A 23,820-nucleotide genomic window follows, 5' to 3' on the forward strand; every position below is an offset into this window, starting at 1 on the left:
CATAATAAAAGTAAGTTTTATATTTAATTTTCGTTTCATATCTCCTCCGTATACAGTATAAAACAAAGAAAGAGATCTATCCACCCGGATAGGCCTCTTCCTTTGCGTACTTATGAATGATTTTTTGAATAAGCATCAAGATTTCTTTTGCCTTTGTTTGATCTTCCCAATATTGATTCGTTCCAACCTGTGTTTTTCCTTGGAAATGTAAATAGCCAATATCGAATGGTCTGCCATCACAATTTTGATGCCAACATATAAAAAAGAATACAATAAGACTCCCGGACGTCCAGGTCCCTTCGGAACCACAGACAAAAAAGGAGTAGATTTACCTCGATGATTAGCTCTTTCATTGAGAATGACAGCCCTTTTTATATAGCGATAATCATAAAAAACCAGAGATCCATCTAAAATATGCATCGTCTTATCTGTCGTATTAAATACTACAGAATCAAATAGAATTAACTTTGGATTCTGCATAGTATTCAATCATTTGAATCGTTAGTATGATACTTATGAATAATCTTTAAAAGAAATTCTTCTATTTCTTTCGCACGTTTTCGATCTTCAATATATTGATTAGTACCCGTCTGCGTCTTTTCTTTGGAAGTATAAACACAAAGAATTGTTTCATCATCCATTACAATCTTGACACCAACGTAAACATATGGATCTGTCAAGATTGCCGGAATGCCAGGACCATGCGGTAAAAGCTGAGTAAAAGGAGGCTGACTTCCTTTAAATTTAGCCTTTTCATTTAAAACCAAAGCTCTTTTAATCTTCCGATAATCGTATGTACCTTCTGTGCCATTTTCAATCATCATCGTTTTTTCCTTTGTATCAAATGAAACACCATCAAATTTTTTTATAGTTTCTGACATTTTGATCACCTCTTTAATATACTATAAGATTTTGTACATAAAAATACAATGGTATTAATAAAAACGGCTAAAAAGGACACTATATAAACAAAAAAATCCAGTACCAATTACTGGATAAAAAAAGGACCCGGCAACGTGCTATCTTGGCAGGGGCAGGCCCAACTATTGTCGCCGCTGAAGTGCTTAACTTCTGAGTTCGGTATGAGTTCAGGTGGTTCCACTTCGCTATCGTCACCGGATCATTCTTTTGAAGGATCGCTCCCTCAAAACTAAACAACATGCTCAAGACATCTCTGATTAAGTCCTCGACCGATTAGTACCGGTCAACTCCGTGTATCGCTACACTTCCATCTCCGGCCTATCTACCTTATCGTCTTTAAGGGGTCTTACTTCTTGCGAATGGGAGATCTCATCTTGGAGTAGGTTTCGTGCTTAGATGCTTTCAGCGCTTATCCTTTCCCTACTTAGCTACCCGGCTGTGCCGCTGGCGCGACAACCGGTGCACCAGAGGTAGGTCCATCCCGGTCCTCTCGTACTAAGGACAGCTCTCCTCAAATCTCCTGCGCCCACAACAGATAGGGACCGAACTGTCTCACGACGTTCTGAACCCAGCTCGCGTACCGCTTTAATGGGCGGACAGCCCAACCCTTGGAACCGAATCCAGCTCCAGGATGCGATGAGCCGACATCGAGGTGCCAAACCTCGCCGTCGATGTGAACTCTTGGGCGAGATCAGCCTGTTATCCCCAGGGTAGCTTTTATCCGTTGAGCGACGGCCCTTCCATTCGGCACCGCCGGATCACTAATCCCGACTTTCGTCCCTGTTCGAGTTGTTGCTCTCACAGTCAAGCACGCTTCTGCATTTGCACTCGCCGATTGGTTTCCATCCAATCTGAGCGTACCTTTGGGCGCCTCCGTTACTCTTTGGGAGGCGACCGCCCCAGTCAAACTGCCCACCTGGCACTCTCCCCATCCCCGATTCAGGGGACCAGGTTAGAACTCCGATCACACAAGAGTGGTATCCCAACGGCGACTCCTCGCATACTGGCGTACGCGTCTCTTCGTCTCCCACCTATCCTGTACATGCATGACCAAAGTTCAATACCAAGCTACAGTAAAGCTCCATGGGGTCTTTCCGTCTAGTTGCGGGTAACCTGCATTTTCACAGGTACTAAGATTTCACCGAGTCTGCTGCCGAGACAGCGCCCAAATCGTTACACCTTTCGTGCGGGTCAGAACTTACCTGACAAGGAATTTCGCTACCTTAGGACCGTTATAGTTACGGCCGCCGTTCACCGGGGCTTCAACTCACTGCTTCATCTTGCGATTGACAGATCCTCTTAACCTTCCGGCACCGGGCAGGTGTCACCCCCTATACTTCGTCTTGCGACTTCGCAGAGAGCTGTGTTTTAGTTAAACAGTCGCTTGGGCCTCTTCACTGCGGCTCACTCTTCATGAGCGCTCCTTCTTGCGAACGTACGGAGCCATTTTGCCGAGTTCCTTGGCAACAGTTCTCTCGCTCACCTCGGGATACTCTCCCTGCCCACCTGTGTCGGTTTTGGTACGGGCCGCACATGCATAGGCTTAGAAGCTTTTCTTGGAAGCTGGCCTCATATGCTTCGCTACTTGCCGAAACGTTCGCTTACCTGTCACGCCTTCCCCTTTCGATGGCCGGATTTGCCTAACCATCAGGTACCTCGCTTCGCCCTCAATCCGTTAAGAGGGTCATACTAGCCTTCTCCGTCACTCCTTCGCTCCATGTACGGGTGCAGGAATTTCCGCCTGCTTGCCATCCACTACGCCTCTCGGCCTCGCGTTAGGTCCCGACTTACCCAGGGCGGACGAACCTTCCCCTGGAATCCTTGGGCTTTCGGTGTGTAGGATTCTCACCTACATCTCGCTACTCACACCGGCATTCTCACTTCCATACGGTCCACCGTTCCTCACGGTACGGCTTCTACCTGTATGCAACGCTCCCCTACCACTTGAATCACATTCAAATCCGCAGCTTCGGTATCAGGCTTAGCCCCGGTACATTTTCGGCGCAGGGTCACTCGACTAGTGAGCTGTTACGCACTCTTTGAAGGATGGCTGCTTCTGAGCCAACCTCCTAGTTGTCTGGGCATCCCCACATCCTTTTCCACTTAGCCTGTATTTCGGGACCTTAGCTGGCGGTCTGGGCTGTTTCCCTCTTGACCATGGACCTTATCACTCACGGTCTGACTGCCGGACATCTCATGCGGCATTCGGAGTTTGATTGTATTCAGTACCCCGGGATGGGGCCATCACACATTCAGTGCTCTACCTCCGCACAAGTTCTTTCCGACGCTAGCCCTAAAGCTATTTCGGGGAGAACCAGCTATCTCCGGGTTCGATTGGAATTTCTCCCCTAGCCACAAGTCATCCGCCAACTTTTCAACGGTGGTCGGTTCGGTCCTCCATTGAGTTTCACCTCAACTTCAACCTGCTCATGGCTAGATCACCCGGTTTCGGGTCTACGATGTCCTACTTCGGCCCTATTAAGACTCGCTTTCGCTTCGGCTCCGCGTTTTCCCGCTTAACCTCGCAGTCCATCGTAACTCGCCGGTTCATTCTACAAAAGGCACGCCATCACCCTTTAACGGGCTCTGACTTCTTGTAGGCATACGGTTTCAGGTTCTCTTTCACTCCGCTCCCGCGGTTCTTTTCACCTTTCCCTCACGGTACTGGTCCGCTATCGCTCACTCCCTGGATATTTAGCCTTGGCAGATGGTCCTGCCTGCTTCCGACAAGATTCCTCGTGTCTCGCCGTACTCAGGATCCCGCTGGGCTTCACTCGGATTTCGGTTACGGGACTTGCACCCTCTACGGTCACGCTTTCAATCGTGTTCTCCTATCCTCGTTCTTGCCGTGTCGCGGTCCTACAACCCCGGTCCAAGGACCGGTTTGGGCTGCTCCCCTTTCGCTCGCCGCTACTCAGGGAATCACTCTTGTTTTCTTTTCCTCCGGGTACTTAGATGTTTCAGTTCCCCGGGTACCTCTCCATAACCTATGCATTCAGTCATGGATGACAGCCGATGATGGCTGCCGGGTTCCCCCATTCGGACACCGCCGGGTCGTCGCTTCCTTACAGCTCGCCGACGCTTTTCGCAGTTTGGCGCGTCCTTCTTCACTCTGGAGTGGCCAGGCATCCTCCGTACGCCCTTCCTTACTTAATCAGTGGTTCTCTTTTTCTTCTCGTGTTTTCTTCGAGATGTTTCACACTTACAAAGAACTGTTTTTTAACTGTTTCTCGTTAAAAATCTTAGTCTACAACTTTCGTTTAGACCTTTTCTGTTATGTCTTCTTCATGTTGTTCAGTTTTCAAAGATCGATTCTGAGTTCTCTCTTTCGAGATCCCTCAAAACTAAACAAGAACACTGTCCTGATCAGGAAACTTCTTTTAACTACACTCTTTCTCCTTAGAAAGGAGGTGATCCATCCCCACGTTCCCGTAGGGATACCTTGTTACGACTTAACCCCAGTCATCGATCCTACCTTCGACGGTTCACTCCTTGCGGTTATGCCACCGGCTTCGGGTATTACCAACTCCCATGGTTTGACGGGCGGTGTGTACAAGGCCCGAGAACGTATTCACCGCGACATGCTGATTCGCGATTACTAGCGATTCCAACTTCATGAAGTCGGGTTGCAGACTTCAATCCGAACTGAGACGACCTTTATGAGATTCGCTCCCCCTCGCGGGTTCGCCGCTCTTTGTAGCCGCCATTGTAGTACGTGTGTAGCCCAGGCCATAAGGGGCATGATGATTTGACGTCATCCCCACCTTCCTCCGGTTTGTCACCGGCAGTCTGATATGAGTCCTCATCTTACTGTTAGTAACATATCACAAGGGTTGCGCTCGTTGCGGGACTTAACCCAACATCTCACGACACGAGCTGACGACAACCATGCACCACCTGTCTCCCGGATAACCTCCAACATGTCTCCATGTCTTCGCCGGGGATGTCAAGGCCTGGTAAGGTTCTTCGCGTTGCTTCGAATTAAACCACATACTCCACCGCTTGTGCGGGCCCCCGTCAATTCCTTTGAGTTTCACACTTGCGTGCATACTCCCCAGGCGGAGAACTTATTGCGTTAACTGCAGCACTGAGTTATTCCCCCAACACTTAGTTCTCATCGTTTACGGCGTGGACTACTAGGGTATCTAATCCTATTTGCTCCCCACGCTTTCGTGCTTCAGCGTCAGTTACAGACCAGGCGACCGCCTTCGCCACTGGTGTTCTTCCATATATCTACGCATTTTACCGCTACACATGGAGTTCCATCGCCCTCTTCTGCACTCTAGTTCGACAGTTTCCATAGCCTACGACAGTTGAGCTGCCGCCTTTTACTACAGACTTACCGTACCGCCTACGCACCCTTTACGCCCAATCATTCCGGATAACGCTCGCCACCTACGTATTACCGCGGCTGCTGGCACGTAGTTAGCCGTGACTTTCTGGTAAGATACCATCACTCCGACATCATTCCCTATGTCGGCCGTTTTTCTCTTACAACAGAGCTTTACAGTCCGAAAACCGTCTTCACTCACGCGGCATTGCTCGTTCAGGGTTCCCCCCATTGACGAAAATTCCCTACTGCTGCCTCCCGTAGGAGTTTGGGCCGTGTCTCAGTCCCAATGTGGCCGTTCGCCCTCTCAGGTCGGCTATGCATCGTCGCCTTGGTAGGCCGTTACCCCACCAACCAGCTAATGCACCGCAGGTCCATCCATGTTCAGGGCCGTAGCCCCTTTAATAAGGTCCTCATGCGAGATCCCTACCTATCCGGTTTTAGTTTCCGTTTCCAGAAATTATCCCGGGCACATGGGCAGGTTACCTACGTGTTACTCACCCGTTCGCCACTGACTTCCAAAAAAAGCAAGCTTTTCTCTTCCGTCCGTTCGACTTGCATGTATTAGGCATGCCGCCAGCGTTCATCCTGAGCCAGGATCAAACTCTCCATTTGATTTAGCTCTTTCAGATGTCCTCTGACATCGTTTTCTCTTTTACCGAAATTGACGTTTCCTTTTTCTTTCAGGTTTGTTCTTGTTCAGTTTTCAAAGATCTCGCTCAGCGCTTTCCCGCGCCGTGCTCAGTTATATTACCAAATCCACCGCCACCCGTCAACATCTTTTTTTACTTTTTTTTAGTTTTTTTTAAAAAATCTTGAAATCTCCTTTATATAAAGGAGATTTCAGATAAAAATTACTTATTAAATTTTGCAGATAAATGGTTTTTCTATACATTCTACGATTTCTGCAGTTAATCCACCTTCTGGCCCCAGTGATTTTTTTTCATAAAGGATCGGTTTTGGCTTCTTTTGGATCAATTCATCCATAAATTTCCAACTTGTTACGATCTGATCCCAATGACTAAACCAACTGCCGTCTTCTAGCATGATCGACATCAACATCCATTCATAGGCTTCTGGTGTATTGATTCGATTCTGCATCTGACAATTTTGACAAAAATCCATGGTTGCTTCTGAGATTTCATCCGATTTACCCGGTGTTTTAATATTAAAAGAAATTTCCACTCCCTCTTTTGGCTGAACCTGGATCGTCAAAATATTTGGCTTTTGTCCCGAATACGGACTTTTAAAAACGATCTGGATTGCGGTATCCCGATACATCATTTCCTTACCGGTGATGATATGAAAAGGTACGCCTTGAAAGCGGGAAGTCTCCACACCCACACTAAACCGAGCAAAGGTTTCAGTCTGACTCTTTGAATCAATGTCTTTTTCATCCAGATAACCTCGATACTGCCCCATGATCATGGAATCTTCCAAAAGCTTTAATGAGTGTAGAACAACACTCTGTTGTAAAGATAACGTATGAAGATCATGTGGATTATCGACCGCAATGATACTCAATAGCTGCAAAAGATGGTTTTGTGCCATATCACGTAAAGCTCCGGCCTTATCATAATATGAGCCACGGTTTTCCACTCCTACCTGTTCCAAGGCAAAAATATTCACATGATCGATGTACCGATTGTTCCAGACCGCATCAAAAATCGGATTCTCACAACGAATCGTTAATATATTCCGCACCATATCCTTTCCAAGATAATGGTCGATACGATAGATGTTTTCCTCATCAAAATAACGAGTGACTTTTCGCTGCAGCTTAGTAGCCGATAGAAGATCTGTTCCAAAAGGCTTTTCCATGACAAGACGTACATTGAAAAGATCGATTTGATGAATACCTTCTACGATCGGATCAAAAAACTGTGGTGATACCGCCATGTAACATACATGGACCTGTGCTTTGCTTTTTGTGACATAATCTTTTAAAATCGAATAATCATCCAAAGCAGATAAATTCATCTTTAAATACTGAATCTGCTGAATGAACTCTAAAAATTTATCTTCCTCTACTTTAAAACGAGCAAATTCCTTTACCCATGGCTCCATCTTGCGAACATAGTCTGTCTTTGTCCAGTCTCTTCGACCTATGATTAAAATTTCATCTTGTTTTGTCAGTTTTTGTGAAATAAAGAGATTGTAGAAAGCGGGTAAAAGCTTTCGATATGTCAGATCGCCTGTACCGCCAAAAATAATAAATCGATTCTGTACCATAGATTACTCCCAGTGATGATGGAATACGCCTTCTTTATCCACTCTTTTAAATGTATGGGCGCCAAAGAAATCACGTTGTGCCTGAATTAAATTGGCTCCTAACGCAACCTGCTGCATCGGTATGATGTACGTTAAAGCGGCCGTAAATAAAGGCATACTGATATCATGAAGCAAGCCGTTAGTGACAATCGTTTTTAAAGCTGGAAGATGGGCCAACGCCATTTCTTCAAAATCATCAAACAAGCTGGCATCCGGTCCCAAGCGACCAAAAGTATCTCGTATATATTCAAGTAAATTCGCTTGAATGATACAACCTGCTCTAAAGATGCTGGCGATTTTAGAAAGGTTCAAATCCCATCCATAGCGTTTTGATGCATCACTGTACAACCTAAAACCTTGTTCATAGGCTACGACACGCGCTAAAAAATAAGCCTGACGAAGTTGTTCAGTATCTATTTCCATGTGCGATTGCACTTTTGGAAAGCGATGACGCAATTTTTCATCATTCGAAGTCAGACGAGCCATATAAGCCCCATGAATCAAAGAAACATTAATATCCTGTACCAAAGCACATTGGCTGGTCCATTTTCCGGTTCCTTTATTGCTGGAGGCATCTACAATCAGATCAACCAAATCCTTTTGCGTATCCGGATCTTTTTCACGAAGAATCTTTATTGTGATGCTCAATAAGTAGCTTTCCAATGGCCCCTGGTTCCAGCTTTCCAGGACATCACTGATGGATTGATTGCTCATACCAGCTGCTTTCATGGCAATATAGGCTTCTACGATCAACTGCATATCCGCATATTCTATACCGTTATGTACCATTTTTACATAATGTCCTGAGCCTTCCGGTCCGATGTATGTACAACAAGGTTCGCCATCTTTTTGTGCTGCAATCGTCTCCAGAATAAAAGCGACCTGATCATAGGCTTTTTTTGAACCACTTGGCATGATACTAGGTCCATGAAGTGCCCCCATCTCACCTCCGGAAACACCAACAGCTAAATAGTGTACACCCAGCTTTTCCAATCGCTTGCCTCTTCGAGCATCATCTTCAAAATAAGAATTGCCGGCATCCATAACAATATCTCCAGCCTCTACAAAAGGTTCCAGCTGATCGATCATCGCATCCACCACAGGACCAGCCGGGACCATCATAAAAATCTTACGCGGCTTCTCTAAAGATTCGATCGCATCTTTTAATTCTTTATAACCGATAAAATTTTCTTTTCCCTGCATCGTTTCCGTAACCGCATAGGTACGATTATAGCCGGCCACACGAAATCCATGATTCATCATATTTTGTGCAATGGCTTTCCCCATCACACCTAATCCAATTACCGCAATCTGATTCATTCTTTTTCCTCCCAAATTACACAAACACCTTCCGGTGCTTTTTGATGGGCCAGACGCTTAGTCAAATACCCATGTTGATCTCTTTTTAATACCGCAACCTCATCATCATCCTTATGCACCACAAGCAAAGAATTTTCCCCTAAAACAAAATCTCTGGGATGAATGCCCATGCTGGAAACAACTTGTTCCAAATGCATTTGTCCTTCATGTACCGACACTACGGAAATCACATCACTAAAGCGCGTTGATACATAGATTTTTCCGTTTTCATACGCAATGGCAGCCGCACCTTTGGTATCTTTTTTAGAAACCAGAAGTTCTTCCCGGGAAACTACCTGTCGAGTATCTACATCGATCGCATACAGAATATTGGATAATTCACCACATATATAATAATAGTGATCCACTAAGACCGCATGTCTTGGTCCTGAGCCTTTTTCCATATCAATGCGTCCGACCTCATAAAGATCAAAGTTTAAGATCACGATTTGATCCAACATTAGACAAGGCACCCATAGATACCCGTTCACTTCTAAAATATGATGCGAACCCGCCTTATCCTGAATACGAATCTGATGCTTTAATGTCAATTGATTTCCATCCCATGCCAGACAAGAAACAACACCTGTATGATAATTTACTGTATAAATATGATCTTGGATCACCCCGACATAACAAGATGGACTTTCTTCATAGACAAGCTGAGCAATCTGGTTGCCATGGGCATCCACATAGATCAGACCACCCTTTCCTTCCAGTTTTACGACAGCTAATATACCACCTTGAAAGGATGTCAGATACTTAGGATCCTGACAGGGATAAAACAACTCCGGCGTAGAAAGTTTGTTTCCATCCCAGTCAAAGGAATAAATCCCCTTCGATCGACTCGTTGTATATGTTCCAATATAACCTTTCATGAATACGAAACCTCCTGGCTTCAGTATAAAGGAAGCTCTCTTTGAAAGGCTATTGATATGCACAAAAAAAGAGGCATTTTTCATGCACTCCTTATATCCATCATTATGCTTGCCTTACATATTAGCCATTACGCTCCCTGAAACCAGTGTTTGAGTTTATCCAACCAGGAAATTCCTTCCTCACCGGGAAGTTGATCCGCTTCTTCTACAGCCTTCTGCATACAATATTCCTGGGCGATAAATGGATCGCCGCTTGTATCCATTTTCACATATTCTCCATTGCCGCACAGTTTTCGCATCTTGACATTATCTTTCAAAAGAATATTAAAATACTCTAACAGCTCCTGTTTTAAATTTTCATCTTCGATCGAACACCCGATCTCCACACGTTTTTCGGTATTTCGCGTCATAAAATCTGCGCTGGAGATATAGACCTTTTGTTGGTTACCACATCCAAAACAATAAATTCGGGAATGCTCTAAAAAACGCCCCACAATACTGTAGATTTCGATATTGTCCGTAAGCCGCTTTAAATTTGGTAATATACAACAAATCCCGCGAATGACCATTTTGATCTTAACACCGGCAGCAGAAGCTTCCTGCAATTTTTTGATGATATCCAAATCGGTCAGAGAATTCATTTTCAATAAGATCTGCGCCTCCTTTTGCGCTTTAGCTTGTTGAATCTGTTCATCCATCAATGCCAGACAAGTTTGCTTTAATGAATGAGGTGAAACGATCAGATGATCATATTCCCCCTCTAAATTGGATAGCGACATATTTTGAAAGAATGCGATCGCATCTTTTCCAATGGAAGGTTTGGCAGTGATATACGAAATATCCGTGTACATCTTACTCGTTTTTTCGTTGTAGTTTCCGGTACCGATCTGAGTGATCGTCTTCCATTCTCCTTTTTTATTTTGTAAGGTGATCATACAAATTTTGGAATGCACCTTATAATTTTCAAAGCCATAGATTACCGTACATCCAGCCTCTTCCAACAGCTCGGCTGCTTCAATATTATGTTTTTCATCAAACCGTGCTCTTAGCTCCATTAAAGCTGTGACTTCTTTTCCATTCTCGGCAGCTCTAGCCAGGTAGCGCACGATACGAGAATGATTGGCCAAACGATAAATCGTAATCTTGATCGACTTGACCTCCGGGTTTTCCGCTGCCTCTTTCAACAACAATAAAAACGGCTCCATATCATGAAATGGATAAAACAATAAAGCATCATGATCTAATACCTGATCTATGATGGGTTTATTTAGATGCAGGTACTTATTTGGCTGTGGTGTAAACGGCTTATACAACAAAGGCGTTGTTTTTACGCTCGGCGCCTGATCGATTACATCATAGACATGATTCATTTCCAGTGGTGTCTTGGATACAAAGACCTGATTCTTTTTTAAATGCAGTTCGTCGCATAAGTAAGTAACCACACTTTCCGGAGCCTCTTTATATAACTCTAAACGAATCGGTGCCAGTCGGCCTCTTTTCTTTAAGATCTTTTTCATATATTGACGATAATCTTCGTCTTCATCAATTTCTTTTTCATCCAGATTGATATCCGCATTTCGTGTTACACGAATGATTGTCTTGGAAACAATAGTGCTTTGTGAAAAAAGTTTTTCTACATTATGCAGGATGATCTGCTCCAAAAGCATGTAATTTCCATCCGTATCCGGCACATAAACGATGCGTTTTAAAAAGTTGGGAACCGGAATGATACCGCGCATGATCGTATCGTTTTCCTTGACTTCCACAAATATATACAGTGCTTTATTCATCAAATGAGGAAATGGATGATGTGTATCGATGATCTGTGGACTTAATACCGGAAAAATCTGCACATCAAAATATTGATGAATAAACTTTAACTGTTTCTTCGTCAGTTGTTTTTTAGTCAAACTGGAAATATGAATCGACTCCAGTGTAGAATTGATATTCTTGGTGATACCATCACGCATTTCGTAAAGCCTATGTGCTTCTTCATAGATCGCATCCAACTGCTGGGCCGGTGTCATTCCGCTCTTTTTATCGATTTGTTGCCCATTGACTAAAGATAAATCATACAAACTGCCGCAGCGCACCATGAAAAACTCATCGAGATTGCTGGTAAATATAGCCAGAAACTTCACCCGCTCCAATAACGGAACTCTGGGATCGGCTGCTTCCTCCAAAACACGTTGGTTAAATTTCAGCCATGAAAGTTCACGATTTTGTGTAAATGGGTATAGTTTCTTATGCATAATCTACTCTCCTAGTATTTTTTCCATCAAATAACCTTCCCGGACACCGTTGATCGATACCTGAATGCGCTTTGCCTTGGTATAGCGGGCAATCGTATCAATAATCAGCAACCCTGTAAACATCGTATGCACCCGGTCCGGTTTTACCTTTAAAAACAGATGGATCGTCTGTCCGATATCATTTTGCAGCGTTTTGATCAGATTCTTTAACATGCAGGCATCTAATTCATAGACATCGTCCTTGATCCACTTCATCTCCACCAACAGGGAACGAATCGCACGCATGCTTCCTCCGGTCACCGCCAGATCATCACAGCGAAGAATGCTTTTTTTCTGATCACAAGCCTTTAATTCTTTGAGTAGACGATCCTGTATCGTTTTAATCTCACTTTTTGAAGGAATGATATTCGATACATATTTATTAAACAGGTTTAAGGATCCCACCGGAAGACTTGTCACAAAACCAATCTGTTTTTGATCATAAAGGATGATCTCACTGCTTCCGCCACCGGTATCCACATAAATTCCACTGTCATAATGTAAGCCATGAATGGCTCCGTGAAAGGAGATCCGTCCTTCCTGTGCTCCACTTAATAAATCAATACGAATCTGACAAAGCGACCATATGGCTTCAATAACCTCCTTCGAGTTATTAATATTACGTAAAGAGGCTGTCGCAAAAGCTGCATAACCATCCAAATGCAGTAAGTCCATCATCTCTTTAAAACGATTTAAACATTCAGCCAGGCGATGAACGCCTTCGTCGCTCATCTTTTCTTTTTTTACATATTGAACCAATCCGGCTGCTTCCTTTTTCGACAACAGCAGTTCAAAACTCTCCCCTTTAATTTTGTATATATTTAAGCGAATCGTATTCGATCCAATATCAATAATTCCGTATGTCATAACGGTTCCTTTCCAGACTATTATAAGTCAAATACATTAAGTCCATGTAAAAAATACGTAAATATTATACCTCTTTTTTGGTTAGATGCCATTTGAACAAGAAAAAACTGTGAAGATGAAAGCTCCTCACAGTAAAAAATTATTTTTTTGTCCACTCTTTAAACTCTTCATCTGTAGCCAGTACATAATGTGTTCCATCTACCAGATGTTCCGTTCCTTTGTGATAATCAATACCACTGGTTTTATAATCATACGATGCCGATTTACGATATTTCTCCACTCTGGGATTGGGTTCCGGGATTGCACTCAACAAAGACTTAGTATAAGGATGAATCGGATTGTTGAAGATTTCATCCGTTGTACCTGTTTCCACCAAGTGACCCAAATGCAAAACACCAATATGATCGGAAATGTATTTGACCATGCTTAAATCATGGGCGATAAATAAATAAGCGGTATTGGTCTTTTTCTGGATTTTCTTCATCAGATTGACGACCTGCGCCTGAATCGATACATCCAATGCCGAGATAGCCTCATCGGCAATCACAAGTTCCGGTCGCATCACTAAAGCACGCGCTATACCAATACGTTGTCTTTGCCCACCGGAAAACTGATGCGGATAACGGTTAGCGTGTTCTTTGGAAAGACCGACCAGTTCCAACATATCATAGACCTTTTGTTCTCTTTCGGCTTGTGAACTGTATTCATGATGAATATCCAAGCCTTCGGCAATGATGTCCATCACCTTACGACGAGGATTTAAACAAGCCATCGGATCTTGAAAGATCATCTGCATCTTGGTTCGAAGCAGCTTAAGTTCTTCCTTAGACATTTTTCCGGAAATATTCTTCCCATTAAAGATAACTTCACCATCCGTTGGCTTATACAAGCGAATGATACTTCTTCCCGTTGTAGATTTACCGGAACCGGATTCACCAACCAGTCCATAGGTTTGACCCGGCATGATCTTAAAGGAGATGCCATCGACCGCTTTTACCGTAAATTTACGGCTGACTTTAAAATACTGTTTCAGATTCTTAACTTCCAAGATGGGTTGTGCTTCCGTCATGATTTGGTTCTCCTTTCTGTTTCATCTTATCCAGGCGTTTTCTAAGAGCTTCAGGCATATCTACTTTTGGTGCATTTGGATGCATCAGCCAGCTGGCAACCTGATGGGAATCAGAGTCTGGCACCTTAAACATCGGCGGATCTTCTCTTAGATCGATATTCAACGCAAATTCATTTCGTGGTGCAAAGGCATCACCTTTGACCTCATGCGCAAGATTTGGCGGTGTACCCGGTATCGTATATAATTCATCATCGTCGGTATCCAGATCCGGCATAGACGACAATAAGCCCCACGTATATGGATGGCGAGGATCATAGAAAATTTCATCGATCGTACCGGTTTCTACAATTTTTCCGGCATACATGACATTGACATAATCCGCTACCTTGGCTACGACACCTAAATCATGTGTAATATAAATAACAGAGAGTTCTTTTTTCTTTTGAATGTCCTGAATCAACTCCAGGATCTTAGCTTGTATCGTAACGTCCAGAGCAGTTGTCGGCTCATCGCAGATCAACACATAGGGATCACAGCTCAATGCGATCGCAATAACGATACGCTGACGCATACCGCCGGAAAGCTGATGTGGATAATTCTTCATTCGTTTTTTCGCATCTGTGATCCCTACCAACTCTAAAAGCTCTAAAGCTTTGGCGTAGGCTTCCTGTTTTGACTTTTTATAGTGATACATCATCGGCTCCATGATTTGTTTACCGATGGTCATAGTTGGATTTAATGAAGTCATCGGGTCCTGAAACACCATGGCGATCTTACGACCACGAATTTCAGACTGTAATTCTTTTTCGCTCAACTGACAAATATCGACGGTCTTTGGTTCACCGGTATATTCATCATTCCAGTGATATTCGATCGATCCGGAATCAATGGAACCATTATTAGCCAACAGCCCCATAACCGCTTTTGTCGTAACAGATTTACCGGATCCGGATCCCCCTACGATCGCAATAGTTTCTCCTTTATACAAATCCAAATTCACACCACGAACCGCATGGACTTTACCACCGGTCGTTTTAAATGAGATATTCAGATCACGTATCTTTAAAATTCTTTCTCTATTTTCTTTCATACGATTACATCTCCTTCATCGTTGGATCTAACGCATCGCGTAATCCATCACCGACCAGGTTAAAACTCAACATCAAAATGGAGAACACCACTACCGGAATGATCATTTGGAACGGATAGATCGTTAAAGTATTAAAACCATCGTTGATCAAAGTACCTAAAGAAGCTTCCGGAATCGGCAATCCCAATCCGACAAATGAAAGATAGGCTTCATAGAAAATCGCATTTGGAATCGACATCATGACCATGATGATCATCTGTGAATAAATATTCGGTAAAATTTCCTTAAAGATAATAAAGAAGCTGCCGGCCCCTAAAGTACGGGAAGCCAGAACAAATTCTTCCTCTTTGGTCTTTAAGACCTGGGCACGAGTAATACGACTCATACCGATCCATTCAGTAAAAGACAAGGCCAGAATGATCGTAAATAAACTGGATTTCATCACCATCAAAAGGATCGTTAAGATAACTAATGTTGGAATGGAGTTGATAACCTCCTGAATACGCTGCATCACAGAATCCACCTTACCGCCAAAATAGCCGGAGATCATTCCATAGGTCACACCGATGACCACATCGATAAAGATGGCTGCTACTGCCACAAACAAGGAAATTCGTGTTCCCTGCCATAAGCGTACCCATAAGTCACGTCCATAATTATCTGTACCAAACCAGTGTTGAGCCCCTGGTGCGATATTCTGTAAAGAAGTATCGATCGCATCATATTTCCAGTCGGACAACATCGGTGCCACGATCGCAAAGATCGTAATTAATGCGATACAAACGATACCAATTACGGCTCCCTTGTTTCGCGCAAACAGACTGACAGAATCCTTCCAGGCAGAACGAGCCGGCATGACTTCATCTTTTTCCAGTTCTTGACTTTCATGTGCAAATTCAAAGTCTTTAGGTTGAAATTTCATTTCTTGTAAAGCTTGCATTTCTGTCATATTACTCATCCTTTCCTAAACGAATTCGTGGATCGATGATTCCATAAGAAACATCAATGACCAACATCATGAGGATATACATAGCGGCATATAAGAAGGCACAGGCTAAGATCACGTTGTAATCGGAAGCCTGAATACTGTTGATCAATAATTTACCTAATCCCGGAACGCTACAGACCTTTTCAACGACCATGGTTCCTGTCATCAAATTGACTAAGATTGGTCCTAAGATCGTAATGATCGGAATCAGAGTATTTCGTAGTGCATGTTTAAAGATAATATCTTTACGGGAAAGTCCTTTTGCCTTTGCCAGCATGATATAATCGGAATTTAACACGGAAATCATCTCTGTACGTGTAAAACGTGCCACATTGGCAATCACGCTCATCGATAAGGCAATGATTGGCATAATGGCCGAATAAATCGGCTGAGCAGAAGAGTACATCGTTGGTAAGATATGAAGATTGCTACCAAAAATGATCAGGATCAACATCGCAAACACAAATGATGGAATGGATACACCGATTACCGATAAAACTGTTGTCAATGTATCCCAGATCGTATTCTTATTTAAGGCAGCTACAACGCCTAAGAAAATTCCTACGATAGTTCCTAAGATACAGGCACAAAGTCCCAAAAAGAACGAAATCGGTGCAGCAGTTCCCACTAAAGAAGAAACCTGCATGTCTTTATACAAGTTCATGGAAACACCAAAATCACCCGTCAGCATACCGCCCACATATTTGACAAACTGCTGCGGTAAAGGAAGATTCAAACCATAGCTTGCCTCAATAGCGGCACGTTGTGCCTCACTTAAATGTTCGTTGTTGATAGGAGATCCAGGAAGAAAGCGAACCATGCAGAATAAAACGACAAGGATCACAAATAAAGTGACCAGAGAAATCGCCAAACGCTGCAGTATATAACGAACTGTCGATTTTGACATAATAACCTCCTTTTTCAAAAAATAAACACAATATAGTGTTGAACCATATTGTGTTTATATACTAAAATTCAACTCAAATTCTTACTAAGCTTCTTTTGATACATAGTTGAATGTATATGGTACACCAACCGGACGGAATACCAATCCTTTTACAGACGGATTCTCTAAAGCTGATGTTCCTTTCTGGAATACCGGAATGTTGACATAATCATTCATGGCCATCTCTTCTGCCTGCAACATCAGATTCCAACGAGTTTCGACATTCGCTTCGGTAGAAATCTGAGCCATAAGTGCGTCATAATCCGCATTTACCCATTTACCGTAGTTGTTGACGTTATCTGATTTCATCAAGTTCAGATATGTTGTCGCATCTCCGTAATCCGGACCCCAACGTGTACAAGAAATATCAAATTCACCATTGGCTTGTTTATTATAAATACGGTCCTGTTTTGTAGTTGCGACCATTTCAATATTTAAACCATTCAGTTTGGTAAAGGCATTCTGTAAATACGTAGCCATCGTATCCATCGGACTTTCATCCGTACCATACATCAATTTCAAAGTAATTTCAGATTTACCTAATTCCTGTAAAGCCTGATCCAGAGCGGCCTGTGCTGCTTCTAAATCATACGTTGTGAAGTCTTTGGCATCGTCACGGAAATCCTGACCATTTGGACCGATTGATAAATCTTCCGGTACAAATCCATTGGCTTCAATCGAACCATCCTTTAATACATTTGTTGCGAAGTCTTCACGATCAATCGCTAAAGATAAAGCCTTACGCAAATTCAAATTCTGCAGATCGGTATTTTGGAAGTTTGGTTGCAGATAGAACAAAAACCCTTCCTTAAAGGTAGTAAAAGCATCATTATCTTTATACTGATCTACCAGATCCGAGTCGATTGGTGCAAAGTCGTTGCTGCCACTGTCAAAGTTCTGTGCCGCAACTGTAGGCTCCTGTACCAGGTTCATCACTAATTTATCCAGTTTAACCTGATCGGCATTCCAGTAATCTTCATTCTTCACAAAAGTTGCCGTTGAACCCGGTGTCCAAGATTCCATCACGAAAGCACCATTGGAAAGAATAGCTTCCGCACTCTTGGCATATCCATCGCCCTGCTCTTCCGCAAATTTTTCGTTAATTGGGTAATAACAAGGGAATGTCATCAACTCTTCAAAATAGGATACCGGACTTGTTAAAGTCACAACCAATGTTTTATCATCTTCAGCTTTTGCTCCCAGAGTGTCCAAATCTTCCTGTGTCAGCTCTTCGCCGTTTCCTGTTTTGGCAATCAATTCATCAGCACCGGTAATGTGTGCACCATCGGATCCCATCATATAGGCATAATTTCCAACGTTTTTAATGATACGCTGCCAGGCATACACGAAGTCCTGTGCTGTAACCGGTTCTCCATTAGACCATTTGGCATCACGCAGCTTGAACGTATGTGTCAAACCATCATCGCTCACCGTGTGTTCTTCGGCAATGGCATTGGCGATGTTTCCATCTTCATCCAAGCCCATCAAACCATCGATGACCGCATGCATGGCGTTAAAAGACGTTCCGTCATCCGCATCACAAGAATCTAAGTTCTTGATATCCAGTTCACTAGCAAATGTAAACGTATTGGCTCCGCCAGAACCGGATCCACAGGCAGCTAATGACAAGGCCATTGTCCCAGCCATCAGTACCGACAATAATTTTTTCATATCGAACCCTCCTAAGTTGTGTTCATTCTGTGAACATGTGTATATTTTAGAATACAATTTAATTTTTTACAAGCATAAATTGAAATTATTTTCATGCGTTTTCTATTTTATGAAAAACCTTTTCAAATAATTTTCATGATTTATGAACATTTTTCAATTAAATGTCTATACATTCGATACACAACCTAAAGTAAGCTGCTATGTCCAATATGAAGAGTTCACATATATTTTTATGCGTCTAGCCCTCTTTATTTACATATTTGAAAGTAAACGGTGTTCCGACCTGCTGGTTGACCAGATCTTTTACTTTTGGGTTCAATAAAGCCGTATTTCCTTTTTGGAATACAGGGATGTTGGCATAATCGTTCATAGCAAGCTCTTCAGCCTGCAACATCAGATCCCAACGTTTTTGAACATCCAATTCCGTATTGACCTGATTCAACAAAGCATCGTATTGTTCATTTGACCATTTTCCATAGTTATTGTTATTGCCGGTCTTCATTAAGTATAAATACGTAGTCGGATCTCCATAGTCTGGTCCCCATCTTGTACAAGCCAGATCAAAGTCACCGTTAGCTTCTTTGTTGTAGATACGATCCTGTTTGGTCGTGGCAACCATTTCAATATTTAAACCAGCCAATTTTGTAAAGGCATTTTGTAAATACGTTGCCATTGTATCCATTGGACTTTCATCGGTTCCATACAACAAGCGCAAAGTCACTTCGGATTTACCTAATTCTTGTAATGCTTGATTCAAAGCTTCCTGTGCCGCATTGGCATCATAAGTTGTAAAATCTTTGGCATCTTCTCGGAAATCTTCGCCATTTGGGCCTTTTGAAAGATCTTCAGGCACAAAGCCATTGGCTTCAATCGAACCGTCCTTTAAAACATTCTGGGCAAAATCCTCACGATCGATGGCCAGCGATAACGCTTTTCGCAAATTCTGATTCTGCAAATCGGCATTTTGTAAATTTGGCATTACATAAAATAAGAATCCGCTTTTTACATTCCAGAACGCATCGTTATCTTTGTATTTATCCACTAAATCCGAATCAATAGGCGCATAATCATTGTTACCACTATCAAAGTTTTGTGCGGCTACCGTCGGCTCCTGTACCAAATTCATGACAAGTTTATCCAGTTTTACAGAATCAGCATCCCAATAATCCTCATTCTTTGTAAAGACGGCTTTAGAACCTGGCTCCCAGGATTCCATGACAAAGGAACCGTTTGAAAGAATCGCATCGGCACTCTTTCCATAGTTTTGTCCCTGCTCTTCCGTAAACTTCTCATTTTGTGGGAAATAACACGGGAATGTCATCAGCTCTTCAAAATAAGATACCGGACTGGTTAGTCTCACCACCAGGGTTTGGTCATCCACAGCTTTAACGCCTAAAGTATCCAAATCCTCCTGTGTCAGTTCGCTACCAGCTTCATTTTTTGCCATTAGTTCATCGGCTCCGGCTAAATGAGCTCCATCCGATCCCATCATATACGCATAGTTCCCTGATTTTTTCAGGATACGCTGCCAGGCATACACAAAATCTTGTGCTCTTACCGGATCACCGTTTGACCACTTTGCATCTCGCAAAACAAAAGTATGAGTTAAACCATCGTCACTTACCGTATGTTCTTTGGCAATGCCATAAGTCACCTTGCCATCCTTATCAACATCCATTAAGCCATCAATGACCGCATGCATCGCATTAAAAGACATACCATCATCGGCATCACTGGAATCTAAGTTTTTGATATCCAGTTCATTCGCAAATGTAAATGTGTTGGCATTATCTTTGCCGGAACCACAAGCCGCTAAAGATAAAGCCATGGTTCCTGCCATCAATACCGATACCAACTTTTTCATAGAAATCCACCCTTTCCTTGGCACCTTTGTACCTGTTCTCTTTCATCTTATGACTATCTTATAAATTTAGTCATAAATATTTTAAAAATTGATTGTTCGCATTTAACGAACAATTGTCTATATATTAAGACAGATTTTCATTTTTTTCAAGATATTTACATATATTTTTCATAATTTATATATATTTCATATATTTTTTCATAAAAAAAGCTGCACCGAAGTGCAGCCTGCGCTAGTTCGCAACAATATTTACTACTTTCCCTTTAACCACAATAACCTTACGAACGGTTTTGCCTTCCAACTGATGTTGTACATTTTCCAGCTGTAATGCTTGTTCCTGGATCTTGGCTTCTTCGGCATCGGCGGCCGCTTCAAACTTACCACGCACCTTACCATTGACCTGTACCACGATGGTTACAGTCTTATCCACTAACATAGCCTCGTCATATGTCGGCCATGGCTCATAAGTGATAGAATCTTTCTGGTCAAAGATCGTTGCCCATAGCTCTTCTCCTAAATGCGGGGCAAAGCAGGCAAACATCTTTAAGAAACCAATCGCATAAGGACGATAGATCGTTTTTGTCTTGTAACATTCATTGATGAAGATCATCATCTGAGAAATCGCTGTATTAAAGTTTAACGTATCGATATCATTTGTCACTTTCTTAACAGTCGCATGGTAAACACGATCTAAACGATGATCGTTTTCGCCAGTGAATTCAGCCACTTCTGTATAGAAACGATTGACACGTTCCAACCATTTACGCGTTCCGTCCAGCCCGGTCGTTGACCAAGGTAAAGCCGCTTCCAACGGTCCCATAAACATCTCATACACACGCAAAGCATCCGCTCCATGACTGGCAACGATTTCATCCGGATTGATGACATTGCCACGTGATTTTGACATCTTTTCACCGTTAGAGCCTAAGATCATACCCTGATGGAACAATTTCTGGAATGGTTCTTTTGACTTCACGACACCACAATCGTAAAGTACTTTATGCCAGAAGCGCGCATATAATAGGTGCAATACCGCATGTTCTGCACCACCGACATACAAATCAACCGGTAACCAGTGCTCCAGCAGCTTTGGATCCCCGATGGCTTTATCATTTTTTGGATCAATATAGCGAATGTAATACCAGCAGCTTCCAGCCCACTGTGGCATCGTATTGGTTTCTCTGGTTCCCTTAACACCATCAATCTCAACCGATAACCAGTCGGTACAATGTGCCAACGGACTTTCACCGGTATCGCTTGGTTTAAAGTTTGTCGTTGCCGGCAGTTCTAACGGCAGTTCATCCACATCGACAGTACGCATGGTTCCATCTTCCATATGAACGATCGGAATCGGTTCGCCCCAGTAACGCTGACGAGAGAACAACCAGTCTCTTAACTTGTAAGTAACCTTGGCTTCCCCAACCTTGTTTTCTTCCAGCCACTGAATCATTTTCGCAATGGCCTCTTCCTTATTTAGACCATTCAGCCATTCTGAATTGATATGTACACCATCTCCGGTAAAGGCTTCTTCTTCTTCGATGTTTCCACCTTCCAGTACCGGAATGATCTCTATACCAAATTTCTTGGCAAATTCATAGTCACGTGTATCGTGTGCCGGAACCGCCATGATTGCACCGGTTCCATAACTGGCTAATACATAATCACTGATCCAGATTGGCACTTTTTTACCATTGACCGGATTGATCGCATACGCTCCGGTAAATACACCGGTCTTATCTTTGTTCAAATCTGTTCTTTCCAGATCGGATTTTGTCTGACATAACTTTTGGTAGGCTTCAACGGCTTCCTTTTGTTCCGGAGTCGTAATATCGGATACAAAAGGGTGCTCCGGTGCCATAACACAATACGTAGCCCCAAATAAAGTATCACAACGCGTTGTAAATACCGTAAATTCTTTATCATGGCCATCGATTTTAAAGATGACATTGGCCCCCTGCGATTTACCGATCCAGTTTCTCTGCATCTCTTTCGTAGAAGTTGGCCAATCCACTTCATCCAGATCTTTTAACAATCTTTCTGCATAGGCCGTGATTTTTAATACCCATTGACGCATCGGTTTACGGATGACCGGATAGCCACCTCTCTCACTCTTACCATCAATAACTTCTTCATTGGCCAAAACCGTTTTTAACTCCGGACACCAGTTGACCGGAATTTCATCGACATAGGCTAACCCTTTTTTATACAGCTGTGTAAAAATCCACTGTGTCCATTTGTAGTATGATGGATCAGCCGTACTGATTTCGCGATCCCAATCATAACTGAAGCCCAAAGACTGTATCTGTTCTCTAAAATGATTGATATTTTTCTTGGTAAATTCAGCCGGATGATGCCCTGTCTGTAAGGCAAACTGCTCTGCCGGAAGACCAAAGGCATCCCATCCCATCGGGTGCAGAACATTATACCCTTCCATACGTTTTTTACGGGCAATAATATCGGTTGCGGTATATCCTTCCGGATGTCCTACATGAAGACCATTTCCACTTGGATATGGAAACATATCCAGCACATAATATTTAGGCTTGGAAAAATCGGAAGTATCACAACGGAAAGTCTTTTCTTCCAGCCATCGCTTTTGCCATTTCTTTTCAATGGACTGATGATCGTACATCTCTCTTCTCCTCCTTCAATAAAAAAACGCCCTCTTCTAAGGACGTTAAAAGACGCGGTACCACCTTAGTTCACAGAAACTATCTGTGCCCTCTTTTTTTCTTTATCGCAGAAACTACGGATAACATTACTTATCAGCTCCTTAGCGAGTTCAAAGATACGATCCACTGCTTTTCACCAGCCAGCAGTTCTCTAAACGACTTTCTCTTCTACTACTCTAATTCATCGCTTTTACGCTTTGAATCATATCATTATTTCATTTTATAAGTCAACCTTCATTTCTGGTCTGGAAAACACTTCAAACAACTTTTTAAAAATTTTTTAATTTTTTTCGCTAAATTCAACTAAAAAGTTGATGACCTAACATGAATAGCGTCAGATTCAGGGATATTCTTTGACATGTAAAGGAGATTCCCTATGATTAATGAAACATTCTTGAACCATCTAAAACCAGTAGAACTCGAATTCATTCAAGCCTTCATTTATAAACTGACAAGCGACAAAATAACTCTGGATACAACAAATTCAGAAAATATTGAATCTACTGTATCCCGTTGTCCGCACTGTGGATCTTTTCATTTTGTGAAAAATGGATTTAACAAAAAGCACAGGCAAAAGTATCTTTGCAGAGATTGCGGGAAAAT

15 protein-coding genes, 3 rRNA genes and 1 other annotated feature are annotated in these 23,820 nt (G+C 42.7%); of the genes, 1 reads left to right on the plus strand and 17 read right to left on the minus strand.

Going from position 1 to position 23,820, the window contains the following annotated elements:
• Positions 1 to 135: 135 nt before the first annotated feature.
• From G413_RS0103840 to leuS, 17 genes are all read right to left on the minus strand, one after another.
• Positions 136 to 480, minus strand: a complete 345-nt coding sequence (locus tag G413_RS0103840; RefSeq protein ID WP_022789619.1) for a hypothetical protein — start codon at positions 478 to 480, stop codon at positions 136 to 138.
• A gap of 5 nt (positions 481 to 485) precedes the next feature.
• Complete coding sequence (locus tag G413_RS0103845) at positions 486 to 881, minus strand: hypothetical protein (protein ID WP_022789620.1); 396 nt, start codon at positions 879 to 881, stop codon at positions 486 to 488.
• Positions 882 to 1,006: 125 nt separating this feature from the next.
• Positions 1,007 to 1,120 (minus strand): 5S ribosomal RNA (rrf, locus tag G413_RS0103850).
• A 54-nt stretch (positions 1,121 to 1,174) separates the two neighbouring features.
• Positions 1,175 to 4,077 (minus strand): 23S ribosomal RNA (locus G413_RS0103855).
• A 247-nt stretch (positions 4,078 to 4,324) separates the two neighbouring features.
• Positions 4,325 to 5,866 (minus strand): 16S ribosomal RNA (locus G413_RS10905).
• Together the 16S, 23S and 5S rRNA genes form the textbook arrangement of a ribosomal RNA operon.
• A gap of 246 nt (positions 5,867 to 6,112) precedes the next feature.
• Positions 6,113 to 7,483 (minus strand): glucose-6-phosphate dehydrogenase, encoded by a 1,371-nt coding sequence (gene zwf, locus G413_RS0103865; RefSeq protein ID WP_022789621.1) that lies wholly within the window; start codon positions 7,481 to 7,483, stop codon positions 6,113 to 6,115.
• Positions 7,484 to 7,486: 3 nt separating this feature from the next.
• The gene (gene gndA / locus G413_RS0103870) at positions 7,487 to 8,842 is read right to left on the minus strand and encodes an NADP-dependent phosphogluconate dehydrogenase (protein WP_022789622.1); all 1,356 of its coding nucleotides are present in this window, start codon (positions 8,840 to 8,842) and stop codon (positions 7,487 to 7,489) included.
• On the minus strand, positions 8,839 to 9,759 hold the full coding sequence (locus G413_RS0103875; RefSeq protein WP_022789623.1) for a beta-propeller fold lactonase family protein: 921 nt from the start codon (positions 9,757 to 9,759) through the stop codon (positions 8,839 to 8,841). Before G413_RS0103875 ends, gndA begins: the two co-directional genes overlap by 4 nt.
• 128 nt (positions 9,760 to 9,887) lie before the next feature.
• A complete protein-coding gene (gene ppk1 / locus G413_RS0103880; protein ID WP_022789624.1) occupies positions 9,888 to 12,011 on the minus strand; it encodes a polyphosphate kinase 1 in 2,124 nt (707 codons plus the stop codon).
• Positions 12,012 to 12,014: 3 nt separating this feature from the next.
• Positions 12,015 to 12,917: a Ppx/GppA phosphatase family protein gene (locus G413_RS0103885; protein ID WP_022789625.1), complete on the minus strand. Its 903-nt coding sequence runs from the start codon at positions 12,915 to 12,917 to the stop codon at positions 12,015 to 12,017.
• A gap of 139 nt (positions 12,918 to 13,056) precedes the next feature.
• Positions 13,057 to 13,986, minus strand: a complete 930-nt coding sequence (locus tag G413_RS0103890) for an ABC transporter ATP-binding protein (RefSeq protein ID WP_022789626.1) — start codon at positions 13,984 to 13,986, stop codon at positions 13,057 to 13,059.
• Positions 13,955 to 15,076 carry an ABC transporter ATP-binding protein gene (locus tag G413_RS0103895; protein ID WP_022789627.1) on the minus strand — a complete coding sequence of 374 codons (1,122 nt, stop codon included), beginning with the start codon at positions 15,074 to 15,076 and terminating at the stop codon, positions 13,955 to 13,957. Before G413_RS0103895 ends, G413_RS0103890 begins: the two co-directional genes overlap by 32 nt.
• Positions 15,077 to 15,080: 4 nt before the next feature.
• Positions 15,081 to 16,025: an ABC transporter permease gene (locus G413_RS0103900; protein WP_022789628.1), complete on the minus strand. Its 945-nt coding sequence runs from the start codon at positions 16,023 to 16,025 to the stop codon at positions 15,081 to 15,083.
• Between the two features lies 1 nt (position 16,026).
• Positions 16,027 to 16,971: an ABC transporter permease gene (locus tag G413_RS0103905; protein WP_022789629.1), complete on the minus strand. Its 945-nt coding sequence runs from the start codon at positions 16,969 to 16,971 to the stop codon at positions 16,027 to 16,029.
• An 84-nt stretch (positions 16,972 to 17,055) separates the two neighbouring features.
• Positions 17,056 to 18,681: a peptide ABC transporter substrate-binding protein gene (locus G413_RS0103910; protein WP_022789630.1), complete on the minus strand. Its 1,626-nt coding sequence runs from the start codon at positions 18,679 to 18,681 to the stop codon at positions 17,056 to 17,058.
• A 238-nt stretch (positions 18,682 to 18,919) separates the two neighbouring features.
• Complete coding sequence (locus G413_RS0103915) at positions 18,920 to 20,545, minus strand: peptide ABC transporter substrate-binding protein (RefSeq protein WP_022789631.1); 1,626 nt, start codon at positions 20,543 to 20,545, stop codon at positions 18,920 to 18,922.
• Positions 20,546 to 20,777: 232 nt separating this feature from the next.
• A complete protein-coding gene (gene leuS, locus G413_RS0103920) occupies positions 20,778 to 23,177 on the minus strand; it encodes a leucine--tRNA ligase (protein WP_022789632.1) in 2,400 nt (799 codons plus the stop codon).
• A 35-nt stretch (positions 23,178 to 23,212) separates the two neighbouring features.
• Positions 23,213 to 23,411, minus strand: a binding site (T-box leader).
• A gap of 182 nt (positions 23,412 to 23,593) precedes the next feature.
• On the opposite strand from leuS, the gene G413_RS12270 reads away from it, so the two are divergent.
• Positions 23,594 to 23,820: transposase-like zinc-binding domain-containing protein (locus G413_RS12270; protein ID WP_027969034.1), on the plus strand; the 227-nt coding region annotated here is incomplete at its 3' end.

The organism is Faecalicoccus pleomorphus DSM 20574 (genome assembly GCF_000420345.1).
GTDB classification, from domain to species: Bacteria; Bacillota_I; Bacilli_A; order Erysipelotrichales; family Erysipelotrichaceae; genus Faecalicoccus; species Faecalicoccus pleomorphus.

Excerpts from the sequence above, each read along its gene's own strand:
- G413_RS0103840 (WP_022789619.1), bottom strand. The coding sequence starts at position 480 with ATGCAGAATCCAAAGTTAATTCTATTTGATTCTGTAGTATTTAATACG.
- G413_RS0103905 (WP_022789629.1), bottom strand. The coding sequence starts at position 16,971 with ATGTCAAAATCGACAGTTCGTTATATACTGCAGCGTTTGGCGATTTCT.
- G413_RS0103915 (WP_022789631.1), bottom strand. The coding sequence starts at position 20,545 with ATGAAAAAGTTGGTATCGGTATTGATGGCAGGAACCATGGCTTTATCT.
- G413_RS0103875 (WP_022789623.1), bottom strand. The coding sequence starts at position 9,759 with ATGAAAGGTTATATTGGAACATATACAACGAGTCGATCGAAGGGGATT.
- leuS (WP_022789632.1), bottom strand. The coding sequence starts at position 23,177 with ATGTACGATCATCAGTCCATTGAAAAGAAATGGCAAAAGCGATGGCTG.
- G413_RS0103890 (WP_022789626.1), bottom strand. The coding sequence starts at position 13,986 with ATGACGGAAGCACAACCCATCTTGGAAGTTAAGAATCTGAAACAGTAT.
- G413_RS0103895 (WP_022789627.1), bottom strand. The coding sequence starts at position 15,076 with ATGAAAGAAAATAGAGAAAGAATTTTAAAGATACGTGATCTGAATATC.
- ppk1 (WP_022789624.1), bottom strand. The coding sequence starts at position 12,011 with ATGCATAAGAAACTATACCCATTTACACAAAATCGTGAACTTTCATGG.
- gndA (WP_022789622.1), bottom strand. The coding sequence starts at position 8,842 with ATGAATCAGATTGCGGTAATTGGATTAGGTGTGATGGGGAAAGCCATT.
- G413_RS0103845 (WP_022789620.1), bottom strand. The coding sequence starts at position 881 with ATGTCAGAAACTATAAAAAAATTTGATGGTGTTTCATTTGATACAAAG.
- zwf (WP_022789621.1), bottom strand. The coding sequence starts at position 7,483 with ATGGTACAGAATCGATTTATTATTTTTGGCGGTACAGGCGATCTGACA.
- G413_RS0103885 (WP_022789625.1), bottom strand. The coding sequence starts at position 12,917 with ATGACATACGGAATTATTGATATTGGATCGAATACGATTCGCTTAAAT.
- G413_RS0103910 (WP_022789630.1), bottom strand. The coding sequence starts at position 18,681 with ATGAAAAAATTATTGTCGGTACTGATGGCTGGGACAATGGCCTTGTCA.
- G413_RS0103900 (WP_022789628.1), bottom strand. The coding sequence starts at position 16,025 with ATGACAGAAATGCAAGCTTTACAAGAAATGAAATTTCAACCTAAAGAC.